The sequence below is a fragment of the Sporolactobacillus sp. KGMB 08714 genome (assembly GCF_036598985.1).
GTDB lineage: Bacteria > Bacillota > Bacilli > Bacillales > Sporolactobacillaceae > Sporolactobacillus.
In genome coordinates, this window is sequence record NZ_JAUUBW010000032.1 from 23,525 (window position 1) to 40,691 (window position 17,167).

Here is a 17,167-nt window from a genome sequence, read left to right on the forward strand (position 1 = left end):
GGCGGCGGAAATGAAAGGGAGATGGATCATATGGAGCAGCGGTTCAGCGAAATGACGCCCTATGAGCTTACGCAGAAAATTGGCGAGTTTACGGACAAGGCGAGAAAAGCGGAGCAGATGGGCATGATCAATGAGCTTGCGGTTTACGAACGAAAGATCGACATGGCCAGGGCTTATTTGATGGATCCGGAAAGTTTCCGGCCGGGCCAACTATATTATGTCGACGACCGGGCTTTCAGGATTGATTATATGAAAGGAAACTTCGCCTGGGGGAGATTTGAAGACAGTGAAAAAATGCACGGTGTTCCCATTTCTCTTTTGAAAAAGGCGAAACGGCAAAGAGTGGAATAAAGACGGCCCCTGAATATCTCCTGCAGGACGTTGTTATCGGCATCAGGTCAAGTGTCAGGGGATTGTTGATATAGAGCGGCAGGGCGTCTCATCATCGAAAATCGACGAATAAGACGCCCTGCCGCTTTTAAAAATCGTTTGGAAATGATCTGCATGCCGTCTCTGAAACCGACGGCTAAGCCGCTCTTATTTATTTTGACTGTGCAAGCACGAGTTTTTTACGCAGTTTCTTTTCACTGTAAACCCACCCGGTATAGGAACTTTCCACAACAAGATTTTTGTTAACCCAGACCGTAGCCGTGAAAGGATACATGCCCTTTGCAAAGTAGCGCAAATCGACAAACTGCATGACGAAGCGGCCGTTCTGTTCGCGGATTTCCCAGCGGTATATAGGCGAAAACGAGAGAAATGCGCGGACGTTTTTATCGCACATCGCCGACTGAATAATTTCATTGTCCGCGTCGATCGGCCGCCGTTCGAAGGTATCGATCAGCTTCAGCTTCCGGCCGTCGGTTTTTCCGACATAGAACCGGTCGGCGCTTTCGGCCGCCACATGATAATGCGACCAGCGCAAGGTCGGCGACAGATAGATGTTTTTCAGGCCGGGCAGCCGGTGCCTGATAAAGCGGACGGTTCTTCGATGCTGCAAGGTGCGCAGGATATAATAGCCGGCCAGCACCGCATAGATGGTAGCGAATGTCTCGCCGGGATAGCCGGTCGCCTGCCAGATCGCGAATCCCATCAGATGAAGGCTGAAAATAAAAGGGTCGAAAATATTAATGATTCCGAGCGCGATCCATTTTTCTTTGATGGGCCGGGCAGCCTGTGTTCCGTATGCGTTGAATATATCGACAAACACATGCAGCGAAACAGCGAGGAGCGTCCAGAACAGAAACGCATCGACATCCGCCCCCGGGAACAGCGGCAAAAGACATGCAGCGATAATAAACGGCCAAAGTGCGACCGCCGGCAGGGAATGAGTCCTTCCCCGGTGATTGCGGATGTAGGCGGCGTTGTTTTTTAATTTCAGGACCGTGTCAATATCCGGTATAACGGAACCGGCCACGGCACCAAGCATGACAGCGTGAAAAGTCAGGGGATCTGCGGCAACAGCCGGGTCAAGAGTTGCGAGACCTGCCAAACCAAACCCCATCACAACATGAGTGGCTGTATCCATCTAATTTGAATGCCCTCCTTGTGGCAAATCACTCACGATAAGTAAGATAAAGGAAACAAATTTACGCGCTTCCATTGTCACACAAAATGAACTATATTGAAAGGGGTAATTATGTCAATTTTAAATAAATATTGATCAGAGAAAAATGCTGGAGTGAAATATGTGAATGCAAAGCAAATCAGACAATTCGACGACGATCTCCTGACCTGGTTCCGCGAGAACGGCCGCCGCCTTCCCTGGCGCGGAACCGACAATCCATATTATACCTGGGTTTCCGAAGTCATGCTGCAGCAGACTCAGGTGGATACGGTCATTCCTTATTATAACAGATTTATCAGCCGTTTTCCGACGATAGAAGCTCTGGCGGAAGCGCCGGATCAGACGGTACTGAAATACTGGGAAGGTCTCGGTTATTATTCGCGTGCGCGCAACCTGCACCGGGGGGTGCGCGAGGTGGCCGAGAAATACGGCGGAAAAGTGCCCGAAGATAAGGCCGGCCTGCTTTCGATCCAAGGAATCGGTCCCTATACCGCAGGAGCGCTGCTCAGCATTGCATTCAGCGAACCGGAACCCGCTGTCGACGGCAATGTGATGCGGGTGATGTCCCGAGTATTCCTGATCGACGACGATATTGCAAAAGCGAAAACGAAGAAAAAATTTGAAAATATTGTCGGCGCCCTGATCGCCGAAGCAGACCCTTCCGCTTTCAATCAGAGTCTGATGGATCTCGGCGCGCTGGTCTGCCGCCCCCAAAATCCGAAATGCGATGAATGCCCTCTGAAGGCGCACTGCCTCGCCCGCGAAGAAGGGGTGCAGCTTGAATATCCGGTCAAAAGCGGCAAGGCAAAACCGCGATCGATTGATTATGCTGTCCTGCTGCTCAGCAATGCGAAACGGCAATACCTGATTGAGCAGAGGCCGGACGTCGGGCTGCTTGCCGGTATGTGGCAGTTCCCGATGGTGGCGCACGATCCCGCCGGGAATGATGAAAAAGCGCTGGAGGCCGCCTGCAGGAAATACGGCCGGAAAGCCCGGCTTGTCAGGACAGCTTTCTCCTATACCCATCGTTTTTCCCATCTGATCTGGAATCTGTCGCTTTACGAGGGAACGGCCGAAGAAACAGCCGATCCCGGGGCAAGAACGGCCTGGGAATCTCTGGATGAGCTGCTGCGCCGCCCTTTTCCGGTACCCCATCAGAAAATCATTGAATGGATCAAAAAAAATCGACAGAATCATACATAAAATGAAAGGAAGTTGGCTAAGTTATAAGTCGTGGAGGTGATACTCAATGGCTAAGAAGACAAATGTGGGCACGGATGTAGAACAGGTTAAGAAACAGAATGCCCAGGTCGGCAGCAGCGGACAGTACGGCAGCGAATTCGCCAGCGAAACGAATGCTCAGGAAGTTCGCCAGCAGAACAAAAAGTCGCAAGCAAATAAACAGTAATCACCTACATGACGGGAAGCTCCCTGCCTGGAAACGGGCAGGGAGCTTTTTCAGATGCGCTTTATTTCCTGCGCTTTTCAGAAATAAATGTGCCGCCTCCTGCGCCTTCCGTATTCTGTTCCGGTCCGGCTCTGCTGGAGCGAGAAACGGTCCGGCCGCGATCCGATCGCTTTAACCATAATTTAATGTATTGACATCCCTTGATTTTAATTGTAAAGTTTGTTCAGTCTTTAAATGTTATAATAAGTGACATGAGGAGGTGAAGAGGTTGAATCAGCCGATTCTTGAAGTTAAAGGGTTAAAGACCTCTTTTTTTACTGACGACGGCGAACTGCCGGCAGTTGACGGGATTGATTTTTCCGTCGGCGAGGGAGAAATTCTGGGGATCGTCGGCGAATCGGGCTGCGGGAAAAGCGTTACTTCGCTGTCGATCATGGGTCTTCTGCCTTCTCCTCCGGGGAAAATCGTTGGAGGAGGCATTTATTTTAAAGGCGAAGACATCAGCCATGCGAAAGAATCCAAGATGAGGAAACTGCGCGGGAATGAAATCGCCATGATTTTCCAGGAACCGATGACATCGCTCAATCCGGTTTTTACAATAGGCGATCAGTTAATGGAAGCCATTCGCCTGCATAATCGTCTTTCAAAAAAAGAGCTGATCGAACGGGCCGTCGAATTATTAAAAATGGTCGGCCTTCCGAGAGCCAAAGAACTGCTGAAGGAATATCCTCATGAATTGTCCGGGGGAATGCGGCAGCGGGTGATGATTGCCATGGCCATGTCGTGCAATCCGAAAGTTCTGATTGCGGACGAACCGACGACCGCCCTCGATGTCACGATTCAAGCTCAGATTCTCGATCTGATGATCAAACTCAATCGTGAGACGCACACGGCTATTATCCTGATCACGCATGATCTCGGGGTCGTCGCCCAGGTATGCAAACGTGTTGTCGTGATGTACGCCGGGAAAGTCGTTGAAGAAGGAAACGTCAAAGACATTTTTAATCACCCGAAGCATCCTTATACCGAAGGGCTTATTCGCTCCATTCCCGGTCTGCACTCAAAAAAGGATACGCTCTATACGATCAAGGGCAGCGTTCCCAGGCCCGGATCAATCAAGAAGGGCTGTCTTTTCGCACCGCGCTGCGAGTATGTCATGGACAAATGCCGGACGGATTCTCCCGAACTCGTCGGCGACAGCCATAAATCACGTTGCTTTCTTCATCAGGCGCAAGCGTAGAAAGGAGTTCCATCCATGAGTGAGCCGCTCTTGAAAGTTGAAAATCTAAAAAAATATTATCCTATTAAAAACGGCATTTTCGGCCGCGTTTCGGAAACGGTACGGGCTGTGGATGGTGTCAGCTTTTCTGTAAACGAAGGGGAGACGCTCGGTATTGTCGGTGAATCGGGCTGCGGAAAGTCGACAACGGGACGCATGATCATGCGCCTGATCGAACCGACCGAGGGGAAGGTTGTTTTTCAGGGAAAAGATATCCTCAATCTGTCAGGAAGCGGTCTTCGGCGGATCAGAAAAGATATCCAGATGATCTTTCAGGATCCTTTTGCCTCGCTGAACCCCCGCCATACCGTCGGGAAGATCATCGAAGAACCGATGATTGTTCACGGAATGGGCAATCGCAAGGAACGGAAACAGCGCGTCGAAGAGTTGCTTGAACTGGTCGGGCTCAGCGCGTACCATGCTAAGCGCTACCCGCATCAGTTCAGCGGAGGCCAGAGGCAGAGAATCGGCATTGCCAGGGCTCTGGCGGTCCGCCCCAAGCTGATTATCGCCGACGAACCGGTATCGGCCCTCGATGTTTCCGTGCAGTCGCAGGTGCTGAATCTGCTCCTGGACCTTCAGAAGAAGTTTCATCTGACCTATATTTTCATTGCACACGACCTCAGTGTCGTCCGCCATATCAGCGACCGGGTCGGCGTGATGTATCTCGGCAAAATCGTTGAATTATCGGACAGCGAAAAACTGTACGATCATCCGAAGCATCCTTACACAAAAGCGCTGCTTTCGGCTGTCCCGATTCCCGATCCGGACAGCCGGACGGATCGGATTATTTTGTCCGGCGACGTGCCGAGTCCCGCCCATCCGCCCTCCGGCTGTACTTTCCATGACCGCTGCCCTGCGGCTATGGACATATGCGCCAGAGAAAAACCCGTCATGAAAAAGATGGAAGACGGAAGGCTCGTTTCCTGCCACCTGTACGACTGATTGAATCTGTTCTGAAAGAGGTGAACTTTGGTGCTTTCGTACTGCATAAAACGTGTGCTGATGCTGATTCCGGTGCTTCTCGGAATGACTCTGATCGTTTTTGCGATTATCCACGCCATACCCGGCAATCCGGCATTAACGATATTAGGAACAAAAGCAACGCCCGAAGCCATACACAGTTTGAACCGATCGCTTGGGCTGGATCAACCTTGGTATATTCAATATTTTACATATCTAAAGAATATTCTGAGCGGAAATCTCGGAACGTCTATTCAGACCAATACGCCGATTGCCAGTCAGATCTGGCCGCATCTGGCAGCGACGATCGAACTGTCTTTTGTGGCCATGATCATCGCGGTCCTGGTGGGAATAAATGCAGGTATCATCAGCGCATGGAAGAAAAATTCTGTTTTAGACTATACGGCGATGATCGTGGCTCTGGTCGGCGTATCGATGCCGATTTTCTGGCTGGGCCTTCTGGAACAATGGGCATTTTCTGTAAAACTGAACTGGCTGCCGTCAATCGGACGTGTTGATATCATCAGCAACGTACAGCCGATCACAAATCTCTATTTAATCGATGCTTTGCTTGAAGGACACGCCGATCAGTTATGGATGGTGATCCGGCATCTGATTCTGCCGTCCATTGCCCTGGCGACTATACCGACGGCGATTATTGCACGAATGACCCGGTCAAGCATGCTTGAGGTGCTGAAATCGGATTACATCCGGACGGCAAAAGCGAAGGGGCAGCGCATGTTCTGGATCGTCTATAAATATGCGCTGAAAAACGCTTTTATTCCCATTCTGACCGTCATCGGACTGCAGACCGGCCTGCTGCTCGGCGGAGCCATTCTGACAGAAACCATCTTCGGGTGGCCCGGAATCGGCCTTTATATTTATAATGCCATTCAATATCGGGATTATCCGGTCATTCAGTCCGGCATTCTCGTCATTGCTTTCATTTTTGTCATGGTGAATTTTATTGTCGACCTTTTATACGCCCTGATCGATCCCCGTATTAAATATCGTTAAGGAAGGAAGGGTGAAAGATGTCTCAAACTGCGCAGAGTCAGACGCCGGCCGCCTTAAAGGAAAGAAGCCCGTTCATCGCGGCTCTGGCCGACTTTTGGAAAGCTTTTCGCAAAAACAAACCGGCGATCATCGGGACAGCCATCGTTGTTTTCTTTATTTTACTTGCCCTGTTTGCCAACTTCATCGCGCCGCAGGGAGTTAACAATCAGAACATCAACATTCGTCTGGAACCGCCCTCCGCTCAGCACTGGCTGGGAACGGATGACTTCGGCAGGGATATTTTCAGCCGAATTGTTTTCGGAGCCAGACTTTCGCTCAGGGTCGGATTCTTTGCCGTCGTCGGCTCGATTGTCTGCGGAACGTTTCTCGGTGTGATCGCCGGTTATTTCGGAAAAGCGATTGATGCCGTGATTTCACGTTTCTTCGATATCCTGCTCGCTTTTCCGAGCATTCTGCTTTCGATCGCGATTGTTTCCATTCTGGGACCGTCGCTGAATAATGCGCTGGTCGCTATTGCAATCGTCAATGTCCCTGTTTTCGGACGGTTGGTGCGGTCGCGTGTCCTGACGGTGAAGGAAGAAGAGTATATTATGGCCGCCCGCTCGATCGGTATGGGAAATACGCGGATTATTTTTAATCATATTCTTCCTAATAGTTTTACTCCGATCATTGTTCAAGGAACACTGAATATTGCAACGGCGATCCTCGACGCGGCCGGTCTTGGTTTCCTCGGTATGGGGGCACAGCCTCCCCAACCCGAATGGGGAACCATGCTTTCCGATTCCAGGCAGTACATCACCGATGCGCCGTGGACCGTTCTATTTCCGGGCCTTGCTATCATTCTCGTTGTGATTGGCTTTAACCTGATGGGCGACGGTCTGCGTGATGCACTCGATCCGCGGATGAAAAACTAAAGTGATTGAAAATTGCTAGTTTTTATCGAATTTTATATTATATTTAATTGTTCATTTTTTAGAATTGGGGTACAATAATTAAGAATTTCTAAGAAATCAGAAAAACAGGGGGATAGTCATGAGAAAAAAGTATTTGGTTCTGACACTTGCTTTAGTTCTTGCGCTGGCTGTGGCGCTGACCGGATGCGGTTCCGGAAGCTCTTCGTCAAACGCGGCGGGCAAAACACTGATATTCGGGCGGGGCGCCGATACAACGTCGCTGGATCCGGCGACGGTGACCGACGGTGAATCGTTCCGCGTGACACAGAATATTTTTGATACGCTTGTTTCCTATGATTATAGCAAGCAAAGCACGAACGTCATTCCCAGTCTTGCGACAAGCTGGGCGATTACGAATGGCGGAAAGACTTATACCTTTAAGCTGAGAAAAGGGGTTAAATTCCAGGACGGAACCGATTTCAATGCACAGGCCGTTGTCTATAACTTTGATCGCTGGATGAACGGCAAAGCATCGGGCAAGTTTGCCTATTTCCCGTCGATGTTCGGCGGCTATAAGGGAGATGCCGGCCTCGTTATCCAGAGCGTGACGGCTCCCGATGCCAATACGGTCGTCTTTAATCTGACAAGGCCTTCCGCACCGTTCCTGAAAAATCTGGCTATGTCGCCTTTCGCTATTTCCAGCCCTGCCGCCATTAAGAAATACGGCAAGAACTACGGTACGACTGCTGCGGTAGGCACAGGTGCCTATGTATTCAAATCCTGGAAAAGAAACGATACGATCACTCTTGCAAAGAATAAAAACTACTGGAAAAAAGGACTTCCGAAACTGGACACGATCGTCTTTAAAGTCATTCCGGATAATAGCTCTCGTCTGAATGCGTTGAAAAACGGCGAGATTGACCTGATGGACGGTGTCAATCCGAGCGATGTCAGCGGGCTTAAGGGCAACAGCCAGCTGCAGGTTTACTCCCGTCCGCCGATGAATGTGGCTTATCTCGGCTTTAATGTGACCGTTAAGCCGTTTGATAATCCGAAAGTGCGCCAGGCTCTCAATATGGCTGTCGACAAACAGGGGATCATCAAAGCCTTCTACAACGGTGAGGGACAGGCTGCCACGAATCCTATGCCTCCGAGCCTGCTCGGATACGACAAGAGCATCAAACCTTATTCATATGATTTGACGGCGGCTAAGAAGCTGCTTGCCGAGGCCGGCTATCCGAACGGTTTCTCGACAACACTCTATACAATGTCGAACCCGCGTGATTATATGCCTGAGCCTCAGAATGTTGCTCAGTCCATTCAGTCAACATTCGGCAAGATCGGTGTAAAAGTAAACATCGTCACCGTTGAATGGTCATCCTATATCGATAAGCTGATGAAGGGCGGCATTCCGATGTACTTGATGGGCTGGATCGGCGACAACGGAGATCCGGACAACTTCCTTTATACATTGCTCGACAAAGACAGCATCGGCTCCAACAACCTTTCGTTCTATTCCAACGATCAGCTCCATAATGTTCTGATTGCCGCACAGTCGCAGACCAACGACGCGCAGCGGGTAGCACTCTACAATCAGGCTCAGGTGATCATTCACAACGATGCACCTTGGGTTCCGCTCGTCTATGCGAAACCGGTGCTCGTAGGGAAAAGCACCATTACCGGTTATAAACCCAGTCCGACGGGTTCAGAACCGCTTGAAAATGTCTCGATCAAATAAATGGAAAACAATCAATAGAATCCAAAAAGGAAGCTCCCGAAGACAGCGTGACGGGAGCTTCCTTTTCCGTGCTTTAGCGACAAAAGTTTTTCGGGATTACGGCGTAGGCAGCCGGCTATAAGCACTGCGTCCCCCGGTATGTTCGGCATGATGACGTCCCGGCCGCGGCACCGAAGGTCCGTTTTTTTAACATGAAAAGCGGAATTCGATTTTTCATTTTGTCAGGTTGTGCTGGAAGGCATAAATAACGGCCTGGGTACGATCCTGAACTTCGAGTTTGCTGAGAATGTTGCTGACATGAACTTTCACCGTCTTCAGAGCAATAAACAGCCTGTCGGCGATTTCCTGATTGCTTTTCCCTTCGGTCATTAGCAGCAGCACTTCCATCTCGCGCTTCGTCAGCGTTTCATGCGGCGGCCGCGACTGTTTCTGCTGCATCCGTTCCATCACTTTTTCCGTCACTTCGGGTTCAAGAACGGATTGTCCATTATAAGTGCTGCGGATTGCCTCGGCAATGTCACTTGCCCGGGACGTTTTCAGGAGGTAGCTTGTCGCTCCGGCCTCGATTGCCGGATAGACTTTATCGTCGTCGAGAAAACTGGTCACGACGATGATTTTTGCCTCAGGCCATTCGGCAATAATCCGCCGCGTGGCCTCGATTCCGTCCATCTGATCCATGACCAGATCCATCAGGATGACGTCCGGCCGGAGCTTCAGCACAAGATCCACGGCTTCTCTTCCATTGCTCGCTTCGCCGACAACGCGGATGTCGGGCTGTGCGGAAAGATAGGCGGACACGCCGATACGCACCATTTCATGATCATCCACAAAGACAACGTTAATCATTGCTTTCATCCCCTTCCAGGATCGGAACTTTGATTTCAAGACTGGTTCCCTTATTCGGAAGACTGACCAGTTTCAGCTGTCCGCCGATCTGCGCTGCTCTTTCTCTTATATTCAGTAGGCCGTAAGAGCCCGGTTTTGCCGTTTCCGGATTGAAGCCGACGCCGTCGTCGGTGACACGCATAATCACCAGTTTTTCACGCCTGATCAGCAGGACATCCAGGGTGCTTGCTTTCGCGTGGCGCAATGTATTGGAGACGGACTCCTGTAGAATTCTGAAAAGCTGGTCTTCAATGCCTTTATCCAGGCTGACGGGTTCCACGGTCCAGCTAATTTTCATCGGTACTTTCTGTTTTAATTCGTTAAGCAATTCCTGTACGCCGTCCTTCAGCGATTTGCCGTGCAGCTGAACAGGCCGGAGATGGAGGAATAAGGCGCGCATTTCAAGCTGCGACTGATGAATGGTTCGTTCGACGAGCCTGAGCCGCCGTGTTTCTGTATCATTCGCCTGCGGCCGTGTTTCATTAATGGTCGACAGCAGCATCGATGCGGCGAAAAGCTGCTGGCTGACGGAATCGTGCAGTTCACGGGCCAGCCTGTTGCGCTCTTCCGAAACGATTTTCTGCATCGCCTTTTCTTCGATGTCTGCCTTTTCGTTTGCCATTTTCTGCGCAAGCTGCGTCTGCATGGCGATCTGCCGCCCGAGCCGCTCGATACGCTGCAGAACGGCCTCGCTTTCTTCAACGGAAGCGTGTACGGGAAGCGGTCCTTTCCCCTGTTCCAGGAGCTCGAGCGTATCGTCAATCGTCAGCAGGACTTTTCGCCAATAGATCCCCGAGATGAAACCGGCAATGCCGCCTGCAAAAAGCGCAATGATCGGGATGATAAAAACAAACGGCAGATGCCAGATTTGCCGTTCCCAAAGAAGAGCCCAGTCGCCGATTGGAAAAGTAAGAAAGAAAAACACGGCAAAAATCACAAGGAGGAGCAGAGAAAAAAGGGCACCGGTAATGACCTGCCTCTTGATCGCTGTCATATGTGCCGTACCTCCAGGTTTCCGGCGATTGCAGAAACGATTATTTTGACCTTTTGGACCGCCTGATCATAGCCGTCTGTCTGGAAGGCAACGGATTCATTAATAAGTCTTGGCTCCCGGTGCTCGAAAAAATCAGCCTGTCCGGCAACGACGGAATAACGCAGAGCGACTTCGACGCCGTAAGGAACGAAGACGCGCACCCGGCCGGCAAAATGGCGAATGAAAATCACCGACTCTTTTTTCGGAAGAATCGTATGGCTGAGATCGATCAGCGTATCGCCGACGCCGGTCTGTATGTCGATATCCTGCCACGCGTAGTTCTGATGGGGCGTTTCCTGATTGCCGAACCATTTGTTTTTCAGCAGGACAGGAGCCGCTTCGACCTTCGTGCCGTCGCCGTCATCGTTCGTCTGGCTGCTGAAATCCGGAATGATGCGGTTCGGGCGTCTCTTTGATCGAACAAAATAAATAATGAACAGAATAAACAGGGCAAGGACAATGAACCTAAAGACAATCAGATTCAGGACAGTAAAGCCCAGCCCGACCACACCGAGCCAGAAAAGCAGTTTTCCCTTGCCGGCCTTGCGGCGCTTTCTCCCATAGTGGACCATGGCTCCGAAAAGAATGCAGGGGAAAAGGAAGCCCCATCCGCCGAAGGAGGTCTGTATGACAATCAGAAAAAGGCCAACGATGAGTATCCAGCTGTATTTATCGGTTTTGAATGAAGCAAACATGAGGATATCAGCTGCCTTTCTCAAATTGCCGGCAATCTGTATGTAGCGGGAAAGGTGCATAAAACACACCTTTCCCATTGTAGCACCGTTTATTTGGACTTGCTATAGATTATGAAATACAAGGAATTTCCGCGTAGCACGGGATTCCCGGGATTATCCCTGTTTTTTTTCCAGCTCGCGTTCCAGCCGGCTGATGCGGGCATCAATCGTGCTGTGATTGTAATCTGCGTTAATCTTCTGTTCCAGTCTGCCCAGATACATTTCGCTTTCTTCAAAACTTGAGAATGATTGTCCGAAGACATTTTCAGGGCGGAGAACGCGTTCCATCCGAAGGTTGGCATTAGCGATATTTTCCCTGCTCATCAATTCCATTCTTTTCAGATACATATCTTTCAGTTTCCGCTTCATTTCGGCATATTTCTGTTCCAGCTGTTCCAGCTGCCTGAGCGTCGATTCATAGGAAGCTTTCAGACGCTCCGCTTTCCGGGCGTAGTCTTCCTGCTCCCGCAATGCAAATTCATACAGCTCGGTTTCCGAAGCCCGTTCGGCTATTTCGGCCTGATGCTTCCGCTTTTCGGACATTTCGGCGGCGTGATGATATTCTCTGATGAACGTATCTTTCAGCACATACTGGCGGTTGAGCAATTCGCGTACCCGTTCGGTTTCTTTTTCACAGCGGCGCAGATATTGATTGAGCATGGCAATCGGATTTTTCTGTTCTTTCTGGTCAAGCAGTTCATTGAGATCGGAGGCAATGGAATCCTTGATTCTTGTAAGTAAGTGGCTCATTTTTTTCGCTCCTTTAAAATTGTTTTTCCTGTTTCGTCGTGCATGCCCCGGCTTTGGATCTGTAACCGGCTCAAACCGGTCACATCATTTCTTTCCACTGTTTTTCAAAATTGTCGAAAGGATCGTCCGGTTCGGGTTTGCTGGTTTTATTCTTTTTCCATGATTTGTACACGAAGTAAATAGCTGCAAGCGCAACGGCAGCGATGATCGCCGGTATATTGCCGATCGAGAAGAATAAAGCGATGATCCCGATCAGTGCCCAGAAAATTTTACTTCCGGCGGATCTTGCCCGGATGAATTTTCTGAAAGCGAAGTAAAGAATCGCCAGACTGATTAAAAGGGCGATCAGCGAACCGATATGCGCCATGAAAACGATAACGGCTATGACTCCAAGTACAATGAGTCCGAATTTTTTCATGATTGTTGTCCTCCCTTCCCTGATTCAATCATACAAAACGATGAAGGAACAGATAATGAGCCGAAGCTGTATTTTTATCTAGGGCTGAAGGCTTAAAGCATGGTTCCCTGCTGCGGATGGAGATCGTTCCGGGCTGAGCGCTGTCCGGCCGAATGAAAGGATTTACGGAAGAAAAAATGCCGGGGGTTCAACGGTATACCGCGATCAATCCGGAAATCCTGTTTGTCCTTTTAAGTTAAAAATGGTCTCTTGATGGAGGGAAAACAGAAGGCACTGATCCTTTGCGGACGGCGGTCTATGCGCCTGGACGCCGGCGATTCATGCGGACGGAAGTACCTTCGATGGAACCCCGGTGTTTTTCTGCGCCGATACCGTCGAAGTTCCATTTTTTTATGTTCCGCAGCTGCCCATGCAGAGTTAAACCCCCTGAGTTTGGAACAGAGTTGTCCAAACTCAGGGGGTCCGTTCAGAATCGTGCCTTTAGGAGATTTTTAAGAAGGTTTGGAAAAAGTCCGGCCAAACAAAAGTCTTTATTCGGCAAGCTTTGAAAATGCATAATCGACGGCGTCGAGTGTATCGTCAATGTCTTTCTCCGTATGCTCGGTTGTCAGAAACCAGGCTTCGTATTTCGAAGGAGCAAGATTGATTCCCTTTTCAAGCATGAGCTTGAAAAAACGGCCGAACATTTCGCTGTCCGTTGCTTTTGCTTCCTCATAGTTGGTCACTTTATGATCTGAGAAATACAGCGTCATCGCACCGACAATCCGGTTGATCGCAATCGGAAGATGATAATTTTCGTTAATCGAGAAAATGCCGTCCTCCAGCTTCTTTCCGAGGCGGTCCATTTCTTCATAGATTCCCGGGGTCTGCAGCACCTCAAGGCAGGCAATGCCGCTTGCCATCGAAAGCGGATTGCCGGCCATGGTTCCTGCCTGATAAGCCGGGCCAAGCGGAGCCACTTCGTCCATGATTTCCTTTTTGCCGCCGTATGCACCGATCGGCAGGCCGCCGCCGATGATTTTGCCCATAGCCGTCAGGTCGGGAATGACGCCGAGGTAATTCTGTGCGCCGCCGTACATGAAACGGAAGCCTGTGATCACTTCGTCAAAGATGACGACCGATCCGGCCTTGTGAGCGATTCGTTTAATTGCTTCGAGAAAACCGGGTTCCGGCATCACCATGCCGAAATTGCCGACAATCGGTTCGACAAGGACACCCGCAATATCGTCGCCCCATTTGTCAAAGGCCTGCTGAAGGGTATCGACATTATTATAAGGAACTGTTATGACTTCGAGCGCCGTGCTTTCCGTGACGCCGGCAGAATCAGGAGAACCGAGAGTGGAAGGCCCTGAACCGGCGGCAACAAGCACGAGATCAAAATGTCCATGGTAGCAGCCGGCAAACTTCAGAATCTTATTGCGGCCGGTATAGGCGCGTGCAACGCGCACGGTTGTCATCACAGATTCGGTTCCTGAGTTCGTAAAACGGACTTTATCCAAAGAAGGAATGGCTTTTTTGAGCATAACTGCAAGTTCTGTTTCCAGTTTTGTCGGCGTTCCGTAAAGGACGCCGAGTTCTGCCTGCTTCTTGATCGCTTCTGTGATGTGCGGATGGGCAAAACCGGTAATGATCGGCCCGTAAGCCGCAAGATAGTCGATATAGCGATTATCGTCTTCGTCCCAGAAATAGGCGCCCTTTCCTTTTTTCATAAAAACCGGAGCGCCTCCGCCTACCGCGGCAAAAGAACGCGACGGGCTGTTAACACCTCCGACGATATTTTCCAAAGCTTCGTCGTAAAGCTTTTCAGATGTTTTGATGTTCATGAATCCTGTCGCTCCTTTGAAATGAATGACTATTTCAGCTGTGCACTTATTTCGGGGGTCTCCCTCAGAGCGCCGGCCAGAATCAGTATCTAACACCCGGAGCAATTTTACAAGCCGTTCGGATTATTTCTGCTGGAAACGGTCTCCAAAACAGCGGCTTTTACTCAAACATCCGATGATTCATTAACGACACAAAGTGTTCAAGAATGCGCGCGGTCAATCCCCAAATGGTCCGTCCTTTATAATCATAGAAAGTTTCGAGCATTTTCCGGCCCCTGAAGGAATAATGATGCCCGGCAACGATTCGTTCAAAAGGAAAATCCTGATCGATATCTGCTGAGAGGCTCAGCGTGTATTTTTCGGGCATCTGTTTCATCAGCCAAGGGAGCGGGATGGTAAAAATTTTCTCCACTTCCTCAGGATTGGGAACGGGAACGGTACCCGACTCGATCACGCCGACGAACGGATAGATGAATAATTCGGATGTTGCGATACACGTTCCCATTCTTCCGATGATTTTGATCGATTCTCTGGGGACGCCGAGCTCCTCGCAGGTTTCCCGGATTGCCGTTTCCCGCAAAGTAGCATCTCTTTTTTCACTCCGCCCGCCGGGGAAGCACACATCCCCCGGTTGTCTGCTTAGCCGTTTCGAACGGACCTCAAGCAGGATATCCCAGGTATCATCTTTCGGAATGAGAGGAATTAAGACCGATGACTTCATTGCCATGTCTTCGCCCATAATGGTGCCGTCATTTTCGATTCTTCTCTGAATGCTGTTTAAATCCATTTGATCACCCGCCGTCCAACTATTCTTTCCCATTTTAGCACATTCTCCCACAACCGATGCGGTCTATCGTTTGAGTAATTGTGTAACTTTTGAGAGAATAAGGGAAGAGGTGATTTTAATGCAGGCAGTTGTTCATCAGGGCCATGCAGGTTTCGAGGGATTAAGCTACCGCACAGATTTTCCCGATCCTTCCGTAAAAGCGGGAGAGGTCAAAGTCGCGCTTAAATCAGCCGGGCTGAATCATCGCGATCTGTTTATCGTTCAGAAACGTCACCAGGCAGATGATCCGGCGGTGATTATCGGTTCAGACGGCGCCGGTATTGTTTCCGAGATCGGGGAAAACGTTACCGCTGTCCGCGTCGGCGACGAGGTGCTGATCATACCCAGCCTTCGCTGGGAGAAGAAATCTCCCGCTCCGCCTGATGACTTTGATATTCTTGGCTTCCCGGATCACGGCACTCTTGCGGAGAGCATCGTGGTTTCTGAGAAGCAGGTCGCAGCAAAACCCGGCTATCTGACCTGGGAAGAGGCCGGAGTGCTTCCGCTTTCCGCCTTGACCGGATATCGTGCCCTTTTCACAAGAGGCGGATTGAAACCGGGCGATACGGTTTTCATCCCGGGTATCGGCAGCGGCGTCGCGACGTATATGCTGCAGATGGCCAAAGCGGTCGGTGCCAGGGCCATTGTCTCTTCAAGAAGCCCGGAAAAACTGGACCGGGCCCAAACGCTTGGCGCGGATGTTTTGCTTGATAATGATCAGAACTGGACGGAAGCAGTCGGAGAAGGCTCCGTCGATCTGGTGATTGAGAGCGTCGGTGCCGCCACGTTCAACCGTTCGCTCGAATTGCTGAAACCGGGCGGGACAATCGTTGCTTTCGGCGCATCGGCCGGTGATGAAGTTTCGATTAATCTGCGCCAGTTTTTCTATCATCAGTGGAATCTGCACGGGTCGACGATGGGCAGTATCGAAGAATTTCAAGAAATGCTGAATGTATTTAATAAATATCAGATTCATCCGGTTATTGACAGGTCTTTTGAACTGAAAGAAGCCGGAGAAGCTTTGAAAAGACTGGATAAAAGCGTCCAGTTCGGGAAAATCGCGATTCTGATCGACTGACGGACCGGGAAAAGAAACGACCCGCTCATTACGGCCCCTGCCGTCGGACTCTTGTCCGACGTCTTCGGGGACCGATCATATAGATTCGGCTGCTCGAATCGGGATACCCGTGGAGAGTCGGCCGCAAAGGTTCTATAAACTCATTCTAAGGAGATTTTGATAATGCTTAAAGCGGAGGAAACGGCACCTGATTTCACGTTGAAATCAACTGAAGGGAAGGATGTCTCTCTATCCGGTTTCAGAGGGAAAAACGTTGTGCTTTACTTTTATCCGAAAGATATGACGCCTGGCTGCACAACGGAGGCATGCGATTTTCGTGATCAGAACAGCCTTTTTGAAAATCTGAATACGAAGGTGATCGGAATCAGTCCCGATCCTGTCGAAAAACATCAGAAATTTGTAGAAAAGCACGGACTTTCTTTTACCCTGCTTTCGGATTCGGATCATCAAGTTTCGGAAGCGTACGGAAGCTGGCAAAAGAAGAAAAATTTCGGCAAGGAATACATGGGTATCGTCCGGTCAACCTTTATCATTGATAAAGAGGGAAAGATCGCCAAGGTTTGGCCTAAGGTAAAGGTCAACGGACATGTCGAGGAAGTTTTTCAATTCGTTAAAGAACATCTGAGCTGACTTCGGTAGGGTAGAAAACCGGGACTTTCCCGGCTTTTTTTATTCCATACTAAAACTTGAAAGTTAAAAAAGTGCCCTAACACCTTGCCGGTTCTACGTTTTCCACAAGTAAATTAGTTCAAGCT

The 17,167-nt window shown here is 50.0% G+C and carries 18 protein-coding genes; 10 read left to right on the top strand and 8 right to left on the bottom strand.

What is annotated here, in order from left to right; genetic code table 11:
* Nucleotides 1-30: 30 nt before the first annotated feature.
* Nucleotides 31-351 (top strand): YfhH family protein, encoded by a 321-nt coding sequence (locus Q6A92_RS13910; protein WP_274401704.1) that lies wholly within the window; start codon nucleotides 31-33, stop codon nucleotides 349-351.
* 190 nt (nucleotides 352-541) lie between these two features.
* Here Q6A92_RS13910 and Q6A92_RS13915 read toward each other — a convergent pair whose 3' ends face one another.
* The gene (locus Q6A92_RS13915) at nucleotides 542-1,528 is read right to left on the bottom strand and encodes a metal-dependent hydrolase (protein WP_332238457.1); all 987 of its coding nucleotides are present in this window, start codon (nucleotides 1,526-1,528) and stop codon (nucleotides 542-544) included.
* A 162-nt stretch (nucleotides 1,529-1,690) separates the two neighbouring features.
* On the opposite strand from Q6A92_RS13915, the gene mutY reads away from it, so the two are divergent.
* The 7 genes from mutY to Q6A92_RS13950 all read left to right on the top strand — a co-directional run bounded on the left by mutY (nucleotide 1,691) and on the right by Q6A92_RS13950 (nucleotide 8,865).
* Nucleotides 1,691-2,770: an A/G-specific adenine glycosylase gene (gene mutY / locus Q6A92_RS13920; RefSeq protein WP_332238458.1), complete on the top strand. Its 1,080-nt coding sequence runs from the start codon at nucleotides 1,691-1,693 to the stop codon at nucleotides 2,768-2,770.
* Nucleotides 2,771-2,816: 46 nt separating this feature from the next.
* Nucleotides 2,817-2,975 (top strand): gamma-type small acid-soluble spore protein, encoded by a 159-nt coding sequence (locus Q6A92_RS13925; protein ID WP_274401707.1) that lies wholly within the window; start codon nucleotides 2,817-2,819, stop codon nucleotides 2,973-2,975.
* 268 nt (nucleotides 2,976-3,243) lie between these two features.
* Nucleotides 3,244-4,215, top strand: a complete 972-nt coding sequence (locus tag Q6A92_RS13930) for an ABC transporter ATP-binding protein (RefSeq protein ID WP_274401708.1) — start codon at nucleotides 3,244-3,246, stop codon at nucleotides 4,213-4,215.
* Nucleotides 4,216-4,230: 15 nt separating this feature from the next.
* The gene (locus tag Q6A92_RS13935; protein ID WP_274401709.1) at nucleotides 4,231-5,199 is read left to right on the top strand and encodes an ABC transporter ATP-binding protein; all 969 of its coding nucleotides are present in this window, start codon (nucleotides 4,231-4,233) and stop codon (nucleotides 5,197-5,199) included.
* Between the two features lie 30 nt (nucleotides 5,200-5,229).
* Complete coding sequence (locus tag Q6A92_RS13940; protein ID WP_274401710.1) at nucleotides 5,230-6,234, top strand: ABC transporter permease; 1,005 nt, start codon at nucleotides 5,230-5,232, stop codon at nucleotides 6,232-6,234.
* A gap of 17 nt (nucleotides 6,235-6,251) precedes the next feature.
* Nucleotides 6,252-7,148 carry an ABC transporter permease gene (locus tag Q6A92_RS13945; protein WP_274401711.1) on the top strand — a complete coding sequence of 299 codons (897 nt, stop codon included), beginning with the start codon at nucleotides 6,252-6,254 and terminating at the stop codon, nucleotides 7,146-7,148.
* A gap of 118 nt (nucleotides 7,149-7,266) precedes the next feature.
* Nucleotides 7,267-8,865 carry an ABC transporter substrate-binding protein gene (locus Q6A92_RS13950; RefSeq protein WP_274401712.1) on the top strand — a complete coding sequence of 533 codons (1,599 nt, stop codon included), beginning with the start codon at nucleotides 7,267-7,269 and terminating at the stop codon, nucleotides 8,863-8,865.
* 213 nt (nucleotides 8,866-9,078) lie between these two features.
* Here the strand turns inward: Q6A92_RS13950 and Q6A92_RS13955 are convergent, their stop codons facing one another.
* From Q6A92_RS13955 to Q6A92_RS13985, 7 genes are all read right to left on the bottom strand, one after another.
* Nucleotides 9,079-9,711, bottom strand: coding sequence for a response regulator transcription factor (locus Q6A92_RS13955; RefSeq protein ID WP_274401713.1), 633 nt, complete (start codon nucleotides 9,709-9,711; stop codon nucleotides 9,079-9,081).
* A complete protein-coding gene (locus tag Q6A92_RS13960; protein WP_332238459.1) occupies nucleotides 9,704-10,744 on the bottom strand; it encodes a sensor histidine kinase in 1,041 nt (346 codons plus the stop codon). The genes Q6A92_RS13955 and Q6A92_RS13960 overlap by 8 nt, the downstream gene beginning before the upstream one ends.
* Nucleotides 10,741-11,556, bottom strand: coding sequence for a cell wall-active antibiotics response protein LiaF (gene liaF / locus Q6A92_RS13965; protein WP_332238460.1), 816 nt, complete (start codon nucleotides 11,554-11,556; stop codon nucleotides 10,741-10,743). Before liaF ends, Q6A92_RS13960 begins: the two co-directional genes overlap by 4 nt.
* A gap of 75 nt (nucleotides 11,557-11,631) precedes the next feature.
* Nucleotides 11,632-12,267, bottom strand: a complete 636-nt coding sequence (locus Q6A92_RS13970) for a PspA/IM30 family protein (RefSeq protein ID WP_332238461.1) — start codon at nucleotides 12,265-12,267, stop codon at nucleotides 11,632-11,634.
* A 79-nt stretch (nucleotides 12,268-12,346) separates the two neighbouring features.
* Nucleotides 12,347-12,685, bottom strand: coding sequence for a lmo0954 family membrane protein (locus Q6A92_RS13975; RefSeq protein WP_274401717.1), 339 nt, complete (start codon nucleotides 12,683-12,685; stop codon nucleotides 12,347-12,349).
* Between the two features lie 530 nt (nucleotides 12,686-13,215).
* A complete protein-coding gene (locus tag Q6A92_RS13980; protein ID WP_332238462.1) occupies nucleotides 13,216-14,508 on the bottom strand; it encodes a glutamate-1-semialdehyde 2,1-aminomutase in 1,293 nt (430 codons plus the stop codon).
* 160 nt (nucleotides 14,509-14,668) lie between these two features.
* On the bottom strand, nucleotides 14,669-15,328 hold the full coding sequence (locus Q6A92_RS13985) for an NUDIX hydrolase (protein WP_274401719.1): 660 nt from the start codon (nucleotides 15,326-15,328) through the stop codon (nucleotides 14,669-14,671).
* A gap of 85 nt (nucleotides 15,329-15,413) precedes the next feature.
* Here Q6A92_RS13985 and Q6A92_RS13990 point away from each other — a divergent pair, with 85 nt between their 5' ends.
* Both Q6A92_RS13990 and bcp read left to right on the top strand, forming a co-directional pair.
* Nucleotides 15,414-16,412 (top strand): zinc-binding dehydrogenase, encoded by a 999-nt coding sequence (locus tag Q6A92_RS13990; protein WP_332238463.1) that lies wholly within the window; start codon nucleotides 15,414-15,416, stop codon nucleotides 16,410-16,412.
* A 162-nt stretch (nucleotides 16,413-16,574) separates the two neighbouring features.
* Nucleotides 16,575-17,042, top strand: coding sequence for a thioredoxin-dependent thiol peroxidase (bcp, locus tag Q6A92_RS13995; protein ID WP_332238464.1), 468 nt, complete (start codon nucleotides 16,575-16,577; stop codon nucleotides 17,040-17,042).
* The last annotated feature ends 125 nt before the right edge of the window (nucleotides 17,043-17,167 follow it).

Excerpts from the sequence above, each read along its gene's own strand:
- liaF (WP_332238460.1), bottom strand. The coding sequence starts at position 11,556 with ATGGGAAAGGTGTGTTTTATGCACCTTTCCCGCTACATACAGATTGCC.
- Q6A92_RS13950 (WP_274401712.1), top strand. The coding sequence starts at position 7,267 with ATGAGAAAAAAGTATTTGGTTCTGACACTTGCTTTAGTTCTTGCGCTG.
- Q6A92_RS13955 (WP_274401713.1), bottom strand. The coding sequence starts at position 9,711 with ATGATTAACGTTGTCTTTGTGGATGATCATGAAATGGTGCGTATCGGC.
- Q6A92_RS13945 (WP_274401711.1), top strand. The coding sequence starts at position 6,252 with ATGTCTCAAACTGCGCAGAGTCAGACGCCGGCCGCCTTAAAGGAAAGA.
- Q6A92_RS13970 (WP_332238461.1), bottom strand. The coding sequence starts at position 12,267 with ATGAGCCACTTACTTACAAGAATCAAGGATTCCATTGCCTCCGATCTC.
- bcp (WP_332238464.1), top strand. The coding sequence starts at position 16,575 with ATGCTTAAAGCGGAGGAAACGGCACCTGATTTCACGTTGAAATCAACT.
- Q6A92_RS13910 (WP_274401704.1), top strand. The coding sequence starts at position 31 with ATGGAGCAGCGGTTCAGCGAAATGACGCCCTATGAGCTTACGCAGAAA.
- Q6A92_RS13975 (WP_274401717.1), bottom strand. The coding sequence starts at position 12,685 with ATGAAAAAATTCGGACTCATTGTACTTGGAGTCATAGCCGTTATCGTT.
- Q6A92_RS13985 (WP_274401719.1), bottom strand. The coding sequence starts at position 15,328 with ATGGGAAAGAATAGTTGGACGGCGGGTGATCAAATGGATTTAAACAGC.
- Q6A92_RS13935 (WP_274401709.1), top strand. The coding sequence starts at position 4,231 with ATGAGTGAGCCGCTCTTGAAAGTTGAAAATCTAAAAAAATATTATCCT.
- Q6A92_RS13990 (WP_332238463.1), top strand. The coding sequence starts at position 15,414 with ATGCAGGCAGTTGTTCATCAGGGCCATGCAGGTTTCGAGGGATTAAGC.
- Q6A92_RS13980 (WP_332238462.1), bottom strand. The coding sequence starts at position 14,508 with ATGAACATCAAAACATCTGAAAAGCTTTACGACGAAGCTTTGGAAAAT.
- Q6A92_RS13960 (WP_332238459.1), bottom strand. The coding sequence starts at position 10,744 with ATGACAGCGATCAAGAGGCAGGTCATTACCGGTGCCCTTTTTTCTCTG.
- Q6A92_RS13915 (WP_332238457.1), bottom strand. The coding sequence starts at position 1,528 with ATGGATACAGCCACTCATGTTGTGATGGGGTTTGGTTTGGCAGGTCTC.
- Q6A92_RS13925 (WP_274401707.1), top strand. The coding sequence starts at position 2,817 with ATGGCTAAGAAGACAAATGTGGGCACGGATGTAGAACAGGTTAAGAAA.